Annotated in this window: 17 protein-coding genes; 7 read left to right on the top strand and 10 right to left on the bottom strand. The window is 70.6% G+C overall.

The window, feature by feature from the left end:
• Window positions 1-483 precede the first annotated feature (483 nt).
• The 6 genes from pgeF to MFF64_RS31615 form a co-directional block, all read right to left on the bottom strand.
• Window positions 484-1,251, bottom strand: coding sequence for a peptidoglycan editing factor PgeF (pgeF, locus tag MFF64_RS31590; RefSeq protein WP_238193338.1), 768 nt, complete (start codon window positions 1,249-1,251; stop codon window positions 484-486).
• 65 nt (window positions 1,252-1,316) lie between these two features.
• Window positions 1,317-2,387, bottom strand: coding sequence for a class I SAM-dependent methyltransferase (locus tag MFF64_RS31595; protein ID WP_238193339.1), 1,071 nt, complete (start codon window positions 2,385-2,387; stop codon window positions 1,317-1,319).
• A complete protein-coding gene (lgt, locus tag MFF64_RS31600; RefSeq protein WP_099899468.1) occupies window positions 2,384-3,289 on the bottom strand; it encodes a prolipoprotein diacylglyceryl transferase in 906 nt (301 codons plus the stop codon). Before lgt ends, MFF64_RS31595 begins: the two co-directional genes overlap by 4 nt.
• Window positions 3,290-3,706: 417 nt before the next feature.
• The gene (ilvA, locus tag MFF64_RS31605) at window positions 3,707-5,272 is read right to left on the bottom strand and encodes a threonine ammonia-lyase, biosynthetic (protein WP_099899474.1); all 1,566 of its coding nucleotides are present in this window, start codon (window positions 5,270-5,272) and stop codon (window positions 3,707-3,709) included.
• 98 nt (window positions 5,273-5,370) lie between these two features.
• On the bottom strand, window positions 5,371-6,444 hold the full coding sequence (locus MFF64_RS31610; RefSeq protein ID WP_099899472.1) for an AbrB family transcriptional regulator: 1,074 nt from the start codon (window positions 6,442-6,444) through the stop codon (window positions 5,371-5,373).
• A 42-nt stretch (window positions 6,445-6,486) separates the two neighbouring features.
• Window positions 6,487-7,452, bottom strand: coding sequence for a LysR substrate-binding domain-containing protein (locus tag MFF64_RS31615; RefSeq protein WP_099899466.1), 966 nt, complete (start codon window positions 7,450-7,452; stop codon window positions 6,487-6,489).
• A gap of 178 nt (window positions 7,453-7,630) precedes the next feature.
• Between MFF64_RS31615 and MFF64_RS31620 the strand changes: the two genes are divergently transcribed.
• The 4 genes from MFF64_RS31620 (at window position 7,631) to MFF64_RS31635 (ending at window position 10,768) form a co-directional block, all read left to right on the top strand.
• On the top strand, window positions 7,631-9,220 hold the full coding sequence (locus MFF64_RS31620; protein WP_099899465.1) for a catalase: 1,590 nt from the start codon (window positions 7,631-7,633) through the stop codon (window positions 9,218-9,220).
• A gap of 143 nt (window positions 9,221-9,363) precedes the next feature.
• Window positions 9,364-9,831: a CCDC90 family protein gene (locus tag MFF64_RS31625; protein ID WP_099899463.1), complete on the top strand. Its 468-nt coding sequence runs from the start codon at window positions 9,364-9,366 to the stop codon at window positions 9,829-9,831.
• A gap of 42 nt (window positions 9,832-9,873) precedes the next feature.
• Entirely contained in the window at window positions 9,874-10,341 is a 468-nt protein-coding gene (locus MFF64_RS31630) for a cupin domain-containing protein (protein ID WP_099899461.1), read from the top strand.
• 40 nt (window positions 10,342-10,381) lie between these two features.
• On the top strand, window positions 10,382-10,768 hold the full coding sequence (locus MFF64_RS31635; protein ID WP_099899459.1) for a RidA family protein: 387 nt from the start codon (window positions 10,382-10,384) through the stop codon (window positions 10,766-10,768).
• Between the two features lie 30 nt (window positions 10,769-10,798).
• On the opposite strand, the gene MFF64_RS31640 is transcribed toward MFF64_RS31635, so the two are convergent.
• Together MFF64_RS31640 and MFF64_RS31645 are read right to left on the bottom strand one after the other, a co-directional pair.
• Window positions 10,799-11,206, bottom strand: a complete 408-nt coding sequence (locus tag MFF64_RS31640) for a DUF4345 domain-containing protein (RefSeq protein WP_099899457.1) — start codon at window positions 11,204-11,206, stop codon at window positions 10,799-10,801.
• 75 nt (window positions 11,207-11,281) lie between these two features.
• Window positions 11,282-11,740 carry a MaoC family dehydratase gene (locus tag MFF64_RS31645; RefSeq protein ID WP_099899455.1) on the bottom strand — a complete coding sequence of 153 codons (459 nt, stop codon included), beginning with the start codon at window positions 11,738-11,740 and terminating at the stop codon, window positions 11,282-11,284.
• 130 nt (window positions 11,741-11,870) lie between these two features.
• Here MFF64_RS31645 and MFF64_RS31650 point away from each other — a divergent pair, with 130 nt between their 5' ends.
• Window positions 11,871-12,953, top strand: a complete 1,083-nt coding sequence (locus tag MFF64_RS31650) for an inositol-3-phosphate synthase (protein WP_238193340.1) — start codon at window positions 11,871-11,873, stop codon at window positions 12,951-12,953.
• A gap of 133 nt (window positions 12,954-13,086) precedes the next feature.
• On the opposite strand, the gene ung is transcribed toward MFF64_RS31650, so the two are convergent.
• Window positions 13,087-13,791, bottom strand: coding sequence for a uracil-DNA glycosylase (gene ung, locus MFF64_RS31655; RefSeq protein WP_099908411.1), 705 nt, complete (start codon window positions 13,789-13,791; stop codon window positions 13,087-13,089).
• 29 nt (window positions 13,792-13,820) lie between these two features.
• Window positions 13,821-15,341 carry a bifunctional metallophosphatase/5'-nucleotidase gene (locus MFF64_RS31660; RefSeq protein ID WP_099908413.1) on the bottom strand — a complete coding sequence of 507 codons (1,521 nt, stop codon included), beginning with the start codon at window positions 15,339-15,341 and terminating at the stop codon, window positions 13,821-13,823.
• Window positions 15,342-15,595: 254 nt separating this feature from the next.
• On the opposite strand from MFF64_RS31660, the gene hemH reads away from it, so the two are divergent.
• Window positions 15,596-16,672 carry a ferrochelatase gene (hemH, locus tag MFF64_RS31665; protein WP_099908415.1) on the top strand — a complete coding sequence of 359 codons (1,077 nt, stop codon included), beginning with the start codon at window positions 15,596-15,598 and terminating at the stop codon, window positions 16,670-16,672.
• Window positions 16,673-16,734: 62 nt separating this feature from the next.
• Entirely contained in the window at window positions 16,735-17,280 is a 546-nt protein-coding gene (locus tag MFF64_RS31670; RefSeq protein WP_099908416.1) for a methylated-DNA--[protein]-cysteine S-methyltransferase, read from the top strand.
• Window positions 17,281-17,454: the final 174 nt, after the last annotated feature.

Below are 17,454 nucleotides of genomic sequence, written 5' to 3' on the forward strand. Positions count from 1 at the left end.
AACCGGCGTAGAAGCCCGTCCAGGTGAAGACCGGCACCGGGGTGAAGACCGGCGGCGGGGCAACGCGGCGCGGCAGGTCGGCAGCGAGGGCCGAACCGGCGACGACGATGCCAGCGAGGGCGGTAGCGCTCTTGAGAAGCGACTTCATGGAACTGGTCCTTCCTACTATGCCGCGGCGACGGCGCCCGTTTGCGGGTCAGCGGTCAACCGAAGCAGTGTCCCCGACATACCCCGGTAGCTCCGGGAAAGCTGTGTCCTCACGACAACGCTGGTGGGTTTCACCGCGGCCTTAACGGCTATTCATCGCGAGCATTCCCTTGGCTCCTTACCCCCTCAACGCACGCGAATGGCCAAGGTTCACCCGCGCACACATTTTTTTTGCTACGCTTGCCGGACCAATCCTAACGAAAGCCGAACGACGCCCTATCAGCGACGAATCGGCGCCGGACACGTGCCGGCGCGCGCCATCCGGGCCCTTGCGCCTCACGGGGTGACGGCGATCGCCGAGACGAGCCTGCCGTAATCGGCCTCCGCCCGGTGGGTGGTGCGGCGGTAGCTGAAGAAGCGGTCCGGATCGGCGTAGGTGCACAAGCTTAAATTCGCCACCTCGCCGATGCCGGCCCGCTCGAGCCGCGCGACGATATAGGCCGGCAGGTCGAACAGGCTGTGGGAGTCGCGCTCCAGGCTCGGCGCGAAGTAGCGGGCATTGTCCGGATCCGCCGCCTCGAAGCGCTCGCGGAATTCCGGGCCGACCTCGTAGGCCGCCGGGCCGATCGTCGGCCCGAGCACCGCGACGATGCCGGTGCGCTCGGCGCCCAGTCCCTCCATGGCGGCGAGCGTCGCCTCGATCACGCCCGTGAGCGCGCCCTTCCAGCCGGCATGCGCCGCCCCCACCACCCGGTTGACCGGATCGGCGAACAGGATCGGCCCGCAATCGGCAGTGAGAATGCCGAGTGCCAGACCCGGGACCCGGGTCGCCATCCCGTCGGCGCGCGGGCGCTCGGCGAAGGGCGCCTCCACCACCAGGGCTTGCGCCGAGTGGATCTGGTAGAGGCTGACCAGGTTCTCCGGCGGCAGCGCGAGCTGCGCTGTCATGCGGCGGCGGTTCTCCCGCACCCGGGCGGGGTCGTCGCCGGAGCCGAGCCCGCCGTTGAGAGAGGCGTAGAGCCCCTCCGACACGCCGCCCTGCCGCGTGAAGAAGGCGTGGCGGATGTCGGAATGGGAGCTGAGCTCGGGCGCTTCGATGAACATCGCGGGATCGTCCTGGGGCAAGGCGTCCCGCAGGATCGCCGGGGAATCGTGTCGAAAGCGGGAAGCTAGAAACCCGGCAGGTTCGGCTGGCCGGGCCCCGCGAGGCCCATCACCTTGAACAGGTGGCCCATGCCGCGGGTGGAGCGGTCGATCAGGCGGTCGGCCCCGGCCTTGACCGCGGCTCCTTGAACCGGGTTCGCCCGGGCGGCGAGGCGTTCCGCCCGCTGGGCGAGGCCGAGCGCGAGGAGGAAATCGGCTTGCGTCACCGGCCCGTGCACCACGGCGCCGGCCCCCGCGGCGGCGCGGGCGAGGCCTGCGAAATCCACCTGCGCGGTCAGGTCGGTCTCGCCCGGGGCCTCGAGCGGATCGGCGAACCGGTGGCGCGCCACCGCCTGGAGCGTGTCGGCGGTGCCGCCGTAGAGGTCGCCGTAATCGATTGCCGCGAGCGCCCCGCCCTCGCGGGCGAGGCGGCCGGCGAGCTGGCGGGTGAGGTCGAGGGCGACGGCTGGCAGGGTCAGGATCGCGCCGGGCGCGGCCTCCGCGGCGATCTCCGGCGTCGGATCCGGGCTCAGGCCGAAGGCGAGGGCGTCGCCGTTCAAGCCGACCCGGCGCTCGCACCAGCCGCGCTCGGTGCGCTGGTACTGGCGGACCGGCAGGGCATCGAAGAACTCGTTGGCGATGAGGATCGCCGGACCGTCCGGCAGGGTGTCGATGGCGTCGTGCCATGTGGGTGCGGCGTTCGCGAGCGCCCGCTTCTGCGCGGCCCGCAGGGTCGGGCTGGTCTCGACGAGGTGGAGGTCGGCGGCGGCCAGGCAATCAGGCGCCGCGGCCTTCAGCGCCCGCAGCGCGTCCGCCATCAGCGTGCCGCGGCCGGGGCCGAGCTCGATGAAGCGGACCGGGGCCGGCCGGCCGAGCCCGTGCCACACCTCCGCCGTCCACAGGCCCAGGAGCTCGCCGAAGATCTGGCTGATCTCCGGCCCGGTGGTGAAGTCGCCGGCCGCGCCCAGGGGATCGCGGGTGCGGTAATAGCCGTGGACCGGATGGCCGAGGCAGAGCGCCATGTAGCGCTCGATCGTGATTGGCCCCTCGACGGCGATCAGGCGGCGCAGCTCGCCGAGGAGCGGGGTCCCGCTCACGCCGAGCCGGCCCCGGACGCCGCCTCGGTGCTCGAGTCCGCCTCGAGCCGGGCCCGCGGCCGGGTGTCGCCGCGCAGAGCCCGCACGATGAACACCGCGCCGACCAGCAGCATCGGCACGCAGAGCAGCATGCCCATGGTGATGCCGCCGCCGAGCGCTCCGACATGCGTGCCGAACAGGAAGCCGAGCTGCGGGTCCGGCTCGCGGAAGAACTCGCAGGTGGTGCGGGCGATGGCGTAGCCGACGACGAACAGGCCGCCGAGAAGGCCGGGGCGGCGGAAGCCGAAGCGCCGGACCGCGACCGCCATCAGGATGAACAGCACCAGCCCCTCGGCGACCGCCTCGTAGAGCTGGCTCGGATGGCGCGGCAGCGGCCCGCCGTTGGGGAACACGATGGCGTAAGGAAAATCCGGCGCCGGACGGCCCCACAACTCACCGTTCACGAAATTGGCGATGCGGCCGAAGAACAGCCCGATCGGCACCACCACGGCGGCGAGGTCGAGCATCGCGTAAGGATTGAGGCCGCGGCGGCGGGCGAACAGCACGAGGGCCAGCACCGCCCCGAGGAAGCCGCCGTGGAACGACATGCCGCCGCGCCAGATCGCCAGGATCTCGGCCGGGTGCGAGAGATAGGCGGCAAGGTTGTAGAACAGCACGTAGCCGATGCGCCCGCCGAGCACGACGCCGAGCGCCACCCAGACGATCAGGTCATCAATGTCGAGGGGGGTGGGCCGGCGCACCGCGCCCCACAGGGATGGGGCCGAGACCAGGCGCTTGGCGTAGAACCAGCCGCCCACCAGACCCACGATGTAGGCGAGGGCGTACCACTTGATCTGCAACGGCCCGATCGCGACCGCGACGGGGTCGATGGCGGGGAAGGGCAGGGCGAGGAGCGGAGGCATCGGGCAGGAGAGGTGAACCTGTGGCGGGGCGGCGTCAAGGCAGCGTGCATGCCGCGAAAGCATGACCGCCGTAGGGCGTGACTCTGCCGGGCGGCAAACCGGCACGCCGGGCGTGGGCGATGGCCGGACACCGCGTTCCACGACAGGGCAGCTCAGCCATGCCCGGCGGGCAGGCGGTCTCTCACAGGCGGTCTCTCGTACGCTCACCCTTTCGTGGACGAGTGCAGCGAAGCGGCAGGAGGTCCGGGATCTGGCAGAAGAAGCCGCTAAGCGTCCGTCCGTCTGCTCCGTCGCAGCGTTCAGAGCCGCTTCTCGGCGCTTTCCCCGCGGATCCCCGATCTCCTGCCTCGTCGTTCCCGTCGTCCGGAAAACGAGTAGCGGGACTTCAATTAAACCCGGCTAAACGCCTCGGCGGCATCACGCCGCCGGCGCCACCGTCGCCTCGCGGGACTGTACCTCGCGCGGCTGGCCGTCGAGGAACAGCCGGTAGGCGGCATTGTCGGTCTCGTCGTGATGCTCGTAGCCGAGTTCGGCGAGGGCCGCGGCGAATCGGCCGCGCTCGGCCTCCGGCACCTGGATCCCGGCGAGCACGCGGCCGTAATCGGCGCCGTGGTTGCGGTAATGGAACAGCGAGATGTTCCAGGCGACGCCGAGGCTGTCGAGGAACTTCAGCAGCGCGCCGGGGCGCTCCGGGAACTCGAAGCGCAGGAGCCGCTCGTCGGCGAGGCCCGGCACCCGGCCGCCGACCATGTAGCGGACGTGGAGCTTCGCCATCTCGTTGTCCGTGAGATCGACCAGCGGGTAGCCGAGGCCGCGCAGCTCCGCGATCAGGGCCTCCTTCTCCGGCCGGCCGCCGTTAAGCTGCACGCCGACGAAGATGTGCGCCTCGGCGCCCGGCGCGTAGCGGTAGTTGAACTCGGTGATGGCGCGCCGGCCGAGCGCCCGGATGAAGGCGCGGTAGCTGCCGGCCCGCTCCGGGATGGTGACGGCGAACAGCGCCTCGCGGCGCTCGCCGATCTCGGCCCGCTCGGCGATATGGCGGAGCCGATCGAAGTTCAGGTTGGCGCCGCTGTTGATCGCGACCAGCGCCCCCGACCCGGCGACGCTGCCGCGGGCGGCATATTCCTTGAGGCCGGCCAGCGCGAGGGCGCCCGAGGGTTCGGACATCGCGCGGGTGTCGTCGAACACGTCCTTGACCGCGGCGCAGATCGCGTCGGTGTCGACGGTGATCACCTCGTCGAGGTGCTCGCGGCAGAGCCGGAACGTCTCGACCCCGGCCTGGCGCACCGCGACGCCGTCGGCGAACAGGCCGACCGTGTCGAGCACCACCCGCTCGTCCGCCGCGATCGCCGCGGCCATGCTGGCGGCGTCCGCCGGCTCGACGCCGATGACCTTGGTCTCGGGGCGCATGAACTTGATGAAGGTGGCCACGCCCGCCGCGAGGCCGCCGCCGCCGATGGGCACGAACACCGCCTCGATCGGGTCGCCGTGCTGGCGCAGGATCTCGAGCCCGATCGTGCCCTGGCCGGCGATCACGTCCGGATCGTCGTAGGGGTGGATGAAGGTCAGGCCCTGCTCGGCCTCGAGCCCCTTGGCATGGGCATAGGCCTCGTCGAAGGCGTCGCCGTGCAGCACCACCTGGCCGCCGCGGGACTTCACGCCCTCGACCTTGATCGCCGGGGTGGTGCGCGGCATCACGATCACCGCGGGGATCTTCAGGCGGGCGGCCGCGAGAGCCACCCCTTGCGCGTGGTTGCCGGCCGAGGCGCAGATCACCCCGCGCGCCAGAGCCTCCGCCGGCAGGCCGGCCATCTTGTTGTAGGCGCCCCGGATCTTGAACGAGAAGACCGGCTGCAGGTCCTCGCGCTTGAGCAGCACCTTGGCGCCGAGGCGCTGCGACAGGCGCGGCATCGGATCGAGGGGGCTCTCGACGGCGACGTCGTAGACGCGGGCGCCGAGGATCTTCTTGATGTAGTCGTGCACGGCTTCGTTCATGATTCGAGGGCGAGGGGCGCCTCGCCGGAAGCGCCGAAATAACGGGTTTCGCTGCGGGATGCGAGCTTGACTGGTGCGGACGCGCCTCAGCGTGCCTCACCGGCACTGCGAGAAATCCATTTCGCCACCAGCGGGCCGGTGATGATGACCACGAGGAGCCGCAGGGTCTGCACTGCGAGCACGAAGGAGACGTCGGAGTTGGTGCCGACCGCGATGATGGCCACCGAATCGAGCCCGCCTGGGCTCGTCGCCAGGTAGGCGGTGAGGAGATCGATCGGCAGAAGGAAGGTCAGGCCCCAAGCCCAGATTCCGCACAGGCCGATCAGCCCGAAGGTCGCCACCAGCACGCCCGGCAGGGCGAACAAGGTCGCCCGCACGGTGGCGGGCGTGAAGCGCAGGCCCACCGTCCAGCCGATGCCCGCATAGGCGAGCGCCAGCAGCCAGGACGGCAGCGCCATGCCGGCGAGCCCGGTGGCGTGGAGCGTTGCCCCGATGGCGAGGGGGCCGATCAGGGCGCCGGCGGGAATGCGCAGGCGCAGGCCCAGCCAGGCGCCGATGCCCGCCACCGCCAGCGTGCCGAGCACCGCGAGCGGCGCCGGATCCATGTCGGCCCCGGGGGCCGCGCCGCTGCCGCCGGCGAGGAAGCGCGCGACGACGGAGGCGGTCAGCGCCACGCAGGCGACCCGGACATATTGCATGAAGGCGACGAGGCGCGGATCGGCGCCGAACTCCTCGGCCATCGCCACCATGGCGGAGGCGCCGCCGGGGGAAGAGCCCCAGGCCGCGGTGGTGCCGGGCAGGAGGCGGATGCGGGTCAGCACCCAGCCGGTGATCGCGGCGGCCACCACCGTGACGCCGACCACGGCCATGATCAGCAGCCCGTCCTGCATCAGCGTGGCGGCGATCGACGCATTGACCGCGTGGGCGACGAGGCAGCCGATCAGCGCCTGCGCTCCTTGAAAGCCGAGCCGCGGCACCCGGATCGGCGCGCCGCGCACCCCGAACACGATGCCGGCGAGCATCGGCCCCAGGAGCAGGGCGGCCGGGAAGCCGGCGGCGTAGAAGACGCCGGCGAGGACCGAGGAGGCCAGGACGAGGCCCGCCCACAAGGCCGCCGCGCGGGAGAGCGAGCGACGGCGATCCGTCGAGGCGGGGTGCATGGCGTCCATGGTCTGGAGAGCGGTTGAGCGTCGGCCGCGTCGCTATACGGAAATCGCGGCGGTGTCGCGACCGGGACCGATCTCCGCTGGCTGCCCGAGGGGCAGCGTTGCGTGCGGCGCATGCTGGCGGAAGAAGCCGGCGAGTTCGGTGAGGCCCTCAGCCCGTGGGTCGCTGGCGCGCCAGGCGAGCGCGATGGTGCGGCGCGGGCCGTCCGGCCCGAACCGGCGGCAGATCGTGAGCCCGGCCGGATCGGGCCCGGGCGGAGCGGCCAGAGCCGGCAGCAGGGTGTAGCCCGCGCCCGCCGCCACCATCGAGCGCAGGGTCTCGAGGCTGGTGGCGTGCCGTCCGCTCGCCGGGCCGGCGCCGCAGGCCGCCACCGCCTGGTCGCGCAGGCAATTGCCCTCGTCGAGGAGCAGCAGGTCCGGGCCGGCGAGGTCGCCGGGGCGCGGCGGCTCTCCGCCCGCGAAGGCGTGCTCGACCGGGCAGGCGAGGAGGAACGGCTCGTCGAAGAGCGGCACGACCGTCAGCCCCGCATCGGGGATCGGGAGGGAGATCAGGGCCGCGTCGGCCCGGCCCTCGCGCAAGCCGTCGAGGATCTCCGCCGTTCGTCCCTCGCTCAAGCTCAAGGAGAGGTCCGGGAAGGCCTGGCGCAGGCCGCGCAGTACCTGGGGGAACAGGTAGGGGCCCAGCGTCTGGATCGCCGCGAGGACGAGGCGGCCCTGCAGGCCGCGCCCGGCACCTTCCCGGGCGAGGAGCAGCAGGGCTCGCGCCTCCGCCAGCACCGCGCGGGCCTGGCGCACCACCCCCTGGCCGCTCGGGGTCAGGAGCACCCGGCGGTTCGAGCGCTCGAACAGGATGAGGCCCAGGGCCTCCTCCAGCTTGCGCACCTGCACGCTCAGGGTCGGCTGGCTCACGGCGCAACGCTCGGCCGCGCGGCCGAAATGGCCTTCCTCCGCCACCGCCACGACGTATTCGAGGTCCCGCAGGGACAGGCCGGAGACATTCATAGGCAACGTCTATCAGAACTTTCGCAACGATGCATTTGTTTTCGGGTCATGCCGGGGTCATAGGTTGGAGCGAGACCAGTTCCAGGGTGTTGGGCTGCCAGCAAACACCCTATGTGAGCGGTTCCTCGCGCGGGGTCCCGAATTCGGCACCCCTCGCCTGCACGCCAGAGGAGATTCCATGAGCGACCAACGCCCGATCCTGACGACCCGCCAGGGCCACCCGGTCCGCGACAATCAGAGCATGCGCACGGTCGGCGAGCGTGGCCCGGCGACCCTCGAGAACTACCAGTTCATCGAGAAGATCACCCATTTCGACCGCGAGCGGATTCCCGAGCGCGTGGTGCATGCCCGCGGCGCCGGCGCCCACGGCTATTTCGAGGCCTACGGCAAGATCGGCGACGAGCCGGCCTCCAAGTACACCCGCGCCCGCGTCCTCAACGAGACCGGCGTGAAGACGCCGATGTTCGTGCGCTTCTCCACCGTGGCCGGCGCCAAGGAGAGCCCCGAGACCGCCCGCGACCCGCGCGGCTTCGCGGTGAAGTTCAAGACCGTCGACGGCAACTGGGACCTCGTCGGCAACAACCTGAAGATCTTCTTCATCCGGGACGCCATCAAGTTCCCGGACATGATCCACGCCTTCAAGCCCGATCCGGTGACCAACCGCCAGGAGGCCTGGCGCTTCTTCGATTTCGTGGCGGCTCACCCCGAGTCGATCCACATGGTGACCTGGTTGAAGTCGCCGTGGGGCATTCCGGCCAACTATCGTGAGATGGAGGGCTCGGGCGTCAACACCTACAAGCTGGTCAACGACCAGGGCGTCGCCCACCTCTGCAAGTTCCACTGGATCCCGAAGCAGGGCGTCCGCAACCTGACCTCCGCCCAGGCGGCCGAGATCCAGGGCAAGGATGTCGGTCACGCGACCAAGGACCTGTACGACAACATCGCGGCCGGCAACTTCCCCGAGTGGGAGTTCGCGGTGCAGATCATGCCGGACGGCCCGAACGACCACCTGTCGTTCGACCCGCTCGATGACACCAAGCGCTGGCCCGAGGACCAGTTCCCGCTGCTGAAATGCGGCCGCATGGTCCTCGACCGGGTGCCGGACAACTTCTTCGCCGATGTCGAGCAGTCGGCCTTCGGCACCGGCGTGCTGGTCGACGGGATCGACTTCTCGGACGACAAGATGCTCCAGGGGCGCACCCTGTCCTACTCGGACACGCAGCGCTACCGCGTCGGCCCGAACTACCTGCAGCTGCCGATCAACGCGCCGGCGCCGGGCGTGAAGGCGCACACCAACCAGCGCGACGGCCAGATGACGTTCTACGTCGACGGCGTCGGCGAGAACAAGCACATCAACTACGAGCCGAGCACCATCGGCCAGGGCCTGCGCGAGGCGCCGAAGCCCGCCAAGGAGTACCACCAGCCGGTCGAGGGCAAGCTCGGCCGCTACCAGACCAGCCGCACCGAGGACGACTACGTCCAGGCCGGCGAGCGCTACCGCTCCTTCGAGGAGTGGGAGCGTGAGGACCTGATCGCCAACCTCGTCGGCGACATGAAGGAGTGCCCCGAGGCGATCCAGCTCCGGATGGTCTGGCACTTCTGGCACGCTGACGAGGAGTACGGCCGCCGCGTCGCCGAGGGTGCCGGCATCGACCTCGAGAAGGCCAAGGCCCTGCCGCCGCTGCCGGGCCGCGCCGCCCCGGGCCAGCGCCTGAAGGCCGAGACCTACACGGACGGCAGCCAAGCCCACAAGGTCGCGGCCGAGTAAGATCGAAGCTGCAACGGCTTGAGACGTGACGAGCCCCGCCCGGAGCGATCCGGGCGGGGCTTTTTACGTTGGGGAAGGATGGAAGCGCGACGGCTGAGGTGCTATCTTCGAGTCAGGCACGGTCGCGTGCCCGGATGCCCCGCATGACGGCTGTCGCCTTCGGCACGCTGAGGCTCGCCCGTACCCTGCGGGAGAAGGCGAAGCTGTCACCAGATCAGGCGGAAGGCTTCGCCGAGGCGATCTCCGATGCAGTGCAGGGCGATCTAGCGACCAAATCGGACCTGAAGGCATCCGAAGCAGCTCTTCGCGCTGATATCAAGGCCGTTGAGACAGGCCTGCGCGCCGAGATCAGAGAGGTTGAGACAAACCTGCGCACTGAGATCAAGGATGTCGAGGCAGGCCTGCGTACCGAATTTGCTGGTCTCCGGGCGGACCATAAGGCCTTCGCCAGTGATCTGCAGGGAGTGGAGAGGAATCTGCGCTCCGAATTCAAGGCACAGCTCTCCGAGACCCGAACCGAGGTCATCAAGTGGATGGTCGGTGCGGTCGGCCTGCAGACGGTTGCCATCATCGGCGCGATGATCACCCTGGTGCGCATCCTCAAGCCCTGAAGCGGCGTTGTCCCCGGCGATCCGCCAGCAAGGAGCCACGCCATGGACACGGCCCCCGAGCCCGGCACCGGCGTCACGATCGGCGGGATGCAGGTGCGCTACCTCGCCCGCAGCGATGCCACCGGCGATGCGGTCGGCATCTACGCCGTCACCCTCGCGGCCCGCTCGCCCGGCGCCGGGCTGCACCGCCATGCCCGGCTCACCGAGGCGTTCGAGGTGCACGAGGGCGCGCTCACCTTGCGGCTCGGCGACCGCGACGTGACGGCGGGGCCGGGCGACTTCGTGCTGGTGCGCCCGGGCGAGCCGCACGCCTTCGCCAATCGCGGCGATGCGCCGGTGCGCTTCACCCTCACCTTCACCCCGGCTCTCCACCGCGAGGGCTTCTTCGAGGGATTGGCGGCTCTGGCCGCCGAGGACCGCCTGCGGGACGAGGGCGCCATGCGGGCCCTGATGGCGGCCTACGACCAGGAGCCGCTCGCCGGATTCTCGGGCTGGAGCGAGGTCGGCTGACGCGCCATGCTCTCCCGGCCACGAATCGGGAGAGCAGGGGATGCGGCGGCGGATCGACGGCGGCTCGAGCTTCGAGCGAGAGTACGGCTATTCCCGCGCGGTGATGCAGAACGGCTTCGTGTTCGTGGCCGGCACCACCGGCTACGACTATGCCGCGATGACGATGCCGGACGAGGCCGGCGCTCAGGCCGAGGCGTGCTGGCGCACCATCGCGGGTGTGCTGGACCAGGCCGGATCGTCGCTGGAGCAGGTGGTGCGGGCGACCTACTACGTCACCGACCGGGCCGACGCCGAGGCGGTGCTGACGGTCTGCGGTCGCGTGCTGCGGGAGAGTCGCCCGGCCGCGACCCTGGTTGTGGTCGCGGGCTTGCTGCGGCCGGAGATGAAGGTGGAGATCGAGGTGACGGCCGTGGTGCCGGAGGGCTGACGCCGCCCTGGGCATCGACGGGAAGGGCACCTAGAGGATCGGCGTCCCCGCCCGGTTCGCCACTCGGATCTGCCACAGGCACAGGAGCGGCGTGACCACCAGCTCCATGCCGAGCGCCGCCAGCATGGTGAGCGAGGGCACTCCCGTGAGCCACAGGCCCAGCAGCCGGGCGAGGCCGCCCAGCACCACCACCATCGTCAGGAAGCGGAACAACGACGTCTTCGTCTCGAGACCCGGAATCGTCGACCAGAACAGCAAGCCGATCCCAAGCAGCAGGCCCGACAGGTAGCGGAAATGGCTGTCGGTCGAGACGTCGAAGGCGCCGCCGCTAAGGCCGGTCTGGCCGAACAGCACGCCGTAGAGCCCGCCGAGGACCGGCACCAGCCCCGCCACCGCCACTACGCGCTGAAGGGCGCGCCTCTCCGTCTCGAAGGTCATTCGCGCTACCTTGCCCGCCACCTTGCCGACGGCCTCGCTGCGTCTTCCCCGACAATCCGTCAGGGCGCGCAGGGTTCACCAGTGATGCAGCACCACCGCGTCGGCGAGGCAGGCCGGTTTCTCGGCGCCCTCGATCTCCACCGTCACGCCGTAGGTGGTGCGCAGGCCCCGGGGCGGCACGTCGAGGGCCGCCGCGACGCGGACTCGCCCGCGCAGGCGCGAATTGACCACTACCGGAGCGGGGAAGCGCACCCGGTCGAGGCCGTAATTCAGGCTCAGGCGCAAGCCATCGAGGCGGCGCACCCCGGCGATGAAGCGTGGCACCAGTGACAGGGTGAGGTAGCCATGCGCCACCGTGGCGCCGTAGGGCGATTCGCGCGCCGCCCGCTCCGGGTCGACATGGATCCACTGGTGATCGTCCGTCGCCTCCGCGAAGCGGTCGATCATCGCCTGATCGACGGTGACCCACTCGCCGACCCCGATCTCCTGCCCGATCGCCGCCTTCAGGGCCTCAGGCCCGTCGAAGATCTCCATGCGGTCTCCTCCCTGATGTCGCGCATCATAGGGCCCGTTGCCCGGCACGGCCACGCTCGATCGGGGATCGATACTCCGCCAGAGTGTTCTACCTAGAGGGGGAGAGTACCGGTAGCGAGGAGTGCGGGCGGTGGGCCAGAAGAGCGTGCGGGTCGCGATCGCGGGCGTCGGCAACTGCGCCTCCTCCTTCGTGCAGGGCCTGACCTATTACCGGGAGGCCGGCCCCGGCGCGGCGGTGCCGGGCCTGATGAGCCCCGATCTCGGCGGCTACCGGGTGGCGGACGTGACCGTGGTGGCGGCTTTCGACGTCGCGCGGGACAAGGTCGGCCGCGACCTCGCCGAGGCGATCCTGGCCCCGCCCAACAACACCGCCCGCTTCGCCGAGGTCGCGCCGACAGGGGTCATCGTGGAGCGCGGCCCGACCCTCGACGGGCTCGGCCGCTACCTCGAGGCGATCGTGCCGGAATCGGCGGCCCGGCCGGTGGATGTGGCGGCGGCCCTGCGGCGCGCGGGCGCCGAGGTCCTGGTCTCCTACCTTCCGGTAGGATCTCAGGGCGCGACCGAATATTACGCGGAAGCCGCGCTGGCGGCGGGCTGCGCCTTCGTCAACTGCATCCCGGTCTTCATCGCCTCGCATCCCGAGTGGCGCCAGCGCTTCGCGGCGGCCGGGCTGCCGCTCATCGGCGACGACATCAAGAGCCAGGTCGGCGCCACCATCGTGCACCGGGCGCTGGCCCACCTGTTCCGCGAGCGCGGCGTCACGCTGGAGCGGACCTACCAGCTCAATTTCGGCGGCAACGCCGATTTCCGCAACATGCTGGAGCGCGAGCGGCTCGAATCGAAGAAGATTTCGAAGACGCAATCGGTGCAGAGCCAGCTCGAGACTGCGCTGCCGCCGGACGACATCCACGTGGGACCTAGCGACTACGTGCCGTGGCTGAGCGACCGCAAATGGGCGCATATCCGCCTGGAGGGTACGGCCTTCGGCGGCGTGCCGCTGAACCTCGAACTGAAGCTCGAAGTCTGGGATTCGCCGAACTCCGCCGGCATCGTCATCGACGCGGTGCGCTGCGCCGCGCTGGCGCGGGAGCGCGGGATCGGCGGAGCGCTGATCGGCCCGTCCGCCTGGCTGATGAAGTCGCCGCCGGAGCAGTTCACCGACGAGGAGGCGCATCGGCGGACGCTGGCCTTCGTGGCGGGGGAGGGGACGTAGGTCGCTGTTCGCTTCGCGCGACCGCTCTGATACCCTCCGTGTCATTCCGGGGCCGCCCAGCGGAGCCCGGAATGCAGCGGAGCCCGGAATGAGTGTGCGGGTCGCAGGTCGGTCGTTGACAGCGTGTCGGGTTCTACGTCAAGCGCCAGTCGATCGCCTCCAGCCCCTTCTCCTCCAGCCACGCATTCGCCTGCCCGAAGGGCCGGCTGCCGCGGAAATCCGCCTTGCGGTTGAGGGGAGAGGGGTGGCCGGCCTCCAGCACCAGGTGCTTCTCCCGGTCGATCAGGGTGGCGCGCTGGCGGGCCGGCGCTCCCCAGAGCAGGAAGGCAACGGCGGGGCGCTCGGCCGAGACCACCGAGACCGCCTGATCGGTCAGCGCCGACCAGCCGAGTTTCATGTGCGCGCCGGACTTGCCGGCCTCGACCGTCAGCGCCGCGTTGAGGAGCAGCACGCCCTGGCGCGCCCACGGGGTGAGGTCGCCGGTGGTCGGCACGGGGGTGCCCGTCTCCTCCGCCATCTCGGCCAGGATCACCTTCAGGGAGGCCGGCAGCCGGCGTCCGCCGACATACGAGAAGGCGAGGCCGTGGGCATCGCCCGGTGTGGGATACGGGTCCTGGCCGAGGATCACCGCCCGCACCCGGTCGAGCGGAGTCAGGGTCAGGGCGTTGAAGATGTTCTCCGGCGCCGGCAGCACCCGGGCGCCGGCCTCCCGGCGGGCATCGACCGCCTCCGCCACCCGCTCGGCGCTGCCGTCCCGGAAGAACGGCAGCGCGAGCCAGGGGGAGTTCGAGGCGTGGAATCGGGCGAGGGCGCCCGCCACGGAATCGTCTGTCGGCATCGGATCTCGGGACAAGTGGGGACCGGGGGTCAGCGGATGATGAGGCGCCCCGTCTCGATCGTCAGTGGCGCGTTGGCGCGGATGTAGGACATGACCACGTTGGCGACGAGCGTGCCGTCGGTGGCGCCGACCAGGGTCCTGCCCTCGGCCAGCATCCCGTAATCGTTGCCGCCGGCGAGCATGAAGTTGTTGGCCGCCACCGTGTAGGTCCGGGCCGGATCGAGGGGCGCGTCGCCGACGCGGACCGAGACGACCCGCTGGCCGACCGGTGCTGCGGCGTCGACCGTGACGGTGATCCCTGAGACCTGCGGGAAGCGCCCGGCGGAGCGGCCGATCTCCGAAAAGCCGTTCTCGAGGGCGGCGAGGACCTGGGCGCCGGTGATTGTCACCAGGACCGACGTGTTGCCGAAGGGCAGCTCGGTCAGCACGTCGCGGCGGGTCAGCTCGGCATCCGCCGGATAGGTCCGGTTGCCGCGGATGCCGCCGCCATTCATCAGCCCGATCTCGGCCTCGGCGGCATGGCGAAGCGCATCCGCCACCAGGCCGCCGAAGGCGTTCTCGCTCCGGCGCACGGCGTCGATGCGGGTGTCGAGGGCGTTGGTCACCCGGCCGAGCGGCACGTCGAGCTCGCGGGCGAGGTCGGCCTCCTGGCGCCTGACCACCGCCAGCACCTCCGGGTCCGGCTCGATCTCGGCGGTGTCGTGGATGCGGAAGGCGGCGGTCCAGGTCAGGGCCTTGCCGCTGCCCTCCGCCTTCACGTCGATGGCGGTGACGTACTCGGCGTCGTGGCCGGATTCGGCGAAGACCGTGCGGCCGTCGTAGCGCAGCGCCAGATCGTGGTCGTGGCCCGAGAGGACGATGTCGGCGTGGCGGCTCGCCACCAGGGCCTCGTCGGTCGCCCGGTCGGTGTGGCAGACCGCCAGCACCATCTCGGCGCCCGCCGCTCTCAAGGATGTCGCCTCGCGGGCCAGCGTCGCCACGGCGGGCCCGAACGTCCAGTCGCCCGATTGCGACTTGGCCGGCGTCTCGGGAAGCGCGATGCCGACGACGCCGAGCTTGATCCCGCCGATCGTCAGGATCGTCGATTCGCTCGTGCCCGGCACCGGCGTGCCGTCGGGCCGGCGCAGGTTGGCGGCGAAGACCGGGAAATTCGCGGCCCGCATCCGCTCGAGATAGATGTCCTGGCCGAAATCGAACTCGTGGTTGCCCGGCACGAACACGTCGGGCTTGATCAGGTTGGTCAGCTCGATGATGTGGCGCCCCTTGTCGATGCCCGACATCAGCGAGGGCGAGAGGGTGTCGCCGGCGTGGCAGACCAGGACCGGCCGGCCGATTCCCCGCTCGGCTCTGGCCCGCTCGGCCTTGACCACCGCCGCGAGCTTCGGGAAGCCGCCGCGGCCGTCGACCGCCCCCATCCGGTAGATGTCGTTGACGAGGATCAGGGTGAAGTCGACATCCGGCCCCCGCGCGGCGGCAGGCCCACCCGCCAGACCGGCGAGGCCGGCCCCGAGGCCGAGGGCGAGGGTCTGGCGGCGGCTGGGCGAGGTCATGCGGGGCTCCGGCGGGCTTGGACAGCGCCCAGGGTGGGACACCATTGTCTCACGGTCATCTTGACCGTTGCATGTCTGAACGGTTGCCGAAGGCAGCCCAGAACGGTTGCCGAAGGTATCCCGGGGAGCGCCGCGGTGCAGCGTCACGACGCGTTGGTTCGGGCTGCCTTTGCGCTATGTAGACGGCCACCCGACGCGAAGACAGACGGGCCCGGGCGCGCCATCCTCCGGGCCGACAAGCAGACCGGACGATCATGAACGAGGTGACCCCGAACGCCACGCTCGCCCGCGGCGCCACCCCCGTGGGCCAAGCCGGAGCCCTGCCAGCCGGCCACCCGGCCGTGCGCTGGGGCCGGATCGGCGTGCTCCTGATGAATCTCGGCACGCCGGAGGGAACGAGCTACTGGCCGATGCGCCGCTACCTCAAGGAGTTCCTGTCCGACCGGCGGGTGATCGAGGTGCCGCGGGCGATCTGGTGGCCGCTCCTCAACCTGGTGATCCTGACCAAGCGGCCCGGCCCGAAGGGGCGCGACTACGCCTCGGTCTGGAACACCGAGCGCGACGAGGGCCCGCTCAAGACCATCACCCGCGGCCAGGCCGAGAAGCTGCAGGCGGCGATGGGCGATCGTGTGGTGGTCGACTGGGCGATGCGCTACGGCAAGCCCGAGGTGGACCAGCGCATCCAGGCCCTGCTCGACCAGGGCTGCGATCGTATCCTGCTGGTGCCGCTCTATCCCCAATACGCCGCCGCGACCTCGGCCACGGCCTGCGACCAGGCGTTCCGGGCCCTGATGAAGATGCGCTGGCAGCCGACCGTGCGCGTCTCGCCACCCTATCACGACGACCCGGTCTACATCGAGGCGGTGGCGAGCGCGATCCGCCGCGACCTCGCCGCCCTCGACTTCGAGCCCGAGGTGATCCTGACCTCGTTCCACGGCGTGCCGAAATCCTACCTGATGAAGGGCGATCCCTATCACTGCCAGTGCGTGAAGACCGGCCGCCTGATCCGTGAGGCCTTGGGCTACTCGCCGGAGCGGATGCGGACGACCTTCCAGTCGCGCTTCGGCAACGAGGAATGGCTGAAGCCCTATACCGACGAGACCGTGAAGGAGCTGGCGGCGCAGGGCGTGAAGCGCCTCGCCATCGTGGCCCCGGGCTTCACCGCCGACTGCCTCGAGACCCTGGAGGAGCTCGACGGCGAGAATCGCCACTATTTCGAGGATGGCGGCGGCGAGCATTTCGCCTACCTGCCCTGCCTCAACGACGGCCCGGAGGGCATGCGGGTGATCGAGCACGTCGTCGCCCGCGAGCTGAAGGGCTGGCTCGACTGAGCGGTGGACGGGGCCGCCTGGGCCATCCCGGCGGTCCCGCGCTGAGGTAAGTTAGGGTCGCCATGCCCGCGACCCCTTTCCTCACCGGCACTCTCCCGACGCCGATCGGCACGATGCTGCTGGTCTTCGACGAGGACACCGCCTTGCGCGCCCTCGACTGGTCGGACCATGAGGAACGGATGCGGCGCCTGCTGCGGCTGCATTACGGCACCGCCTTCGCTTTACGCGACGCCGCCCTGCCGCCGGCGCTGCGTGACCCGATCGACGCCTATTTCGCTGGCGATCTCGGGGCCATCGACGGGCTCGCCGTTCGCCACAACGGCACTGCGTTCCAGCGCGAGGTCTGGGCCGCCCTGAGAGGGATTCCGGTGGGCACCACCCTGAGCTACGGCGCCCTCGCGCAAAGTCTCGGCCGCGACAAGGCGGTACGGGCGGTCGGGCTCGCCAACGGCGCCAACCCGGTCGGCCTCGTGGTGCCCTGCCACCGGGTGATCGGCGCGAATGCCAGCCTCACCGGCTACGGCGGCGGGCTCCATCGCAAGCAGTGGCTCCTCGCGCATGAGGGGGTGAGGCTCGGGGGCTGGCAGGGGATGCTGGATTTCGGCTGAGACCCGACGTGGCTCGCGGGCGCGCCATCCCGCTGCGATCCCGACCCCGATCTGGGAGCCGATGCCGGGGGAGGGGCAGACCGCGAGGCGCGGAGTACGGCGCTCGTGACCGATACCTCCCTCAACCGCTTCGGGCATCCTGAGGAGGTCGCAGCGATGCTCGCCTCGGACAAG

Source organism: Methylobacterium frigidaeris (assembly GCF_022179185.1).
Taxonomy (GTDB): Bacteria; Pseudomonadota; Alphaproteobacteria; order Rhizobiales; family Beijerinckiaceae; genus Methylobacterium; species Methylobacterium frigidaeris.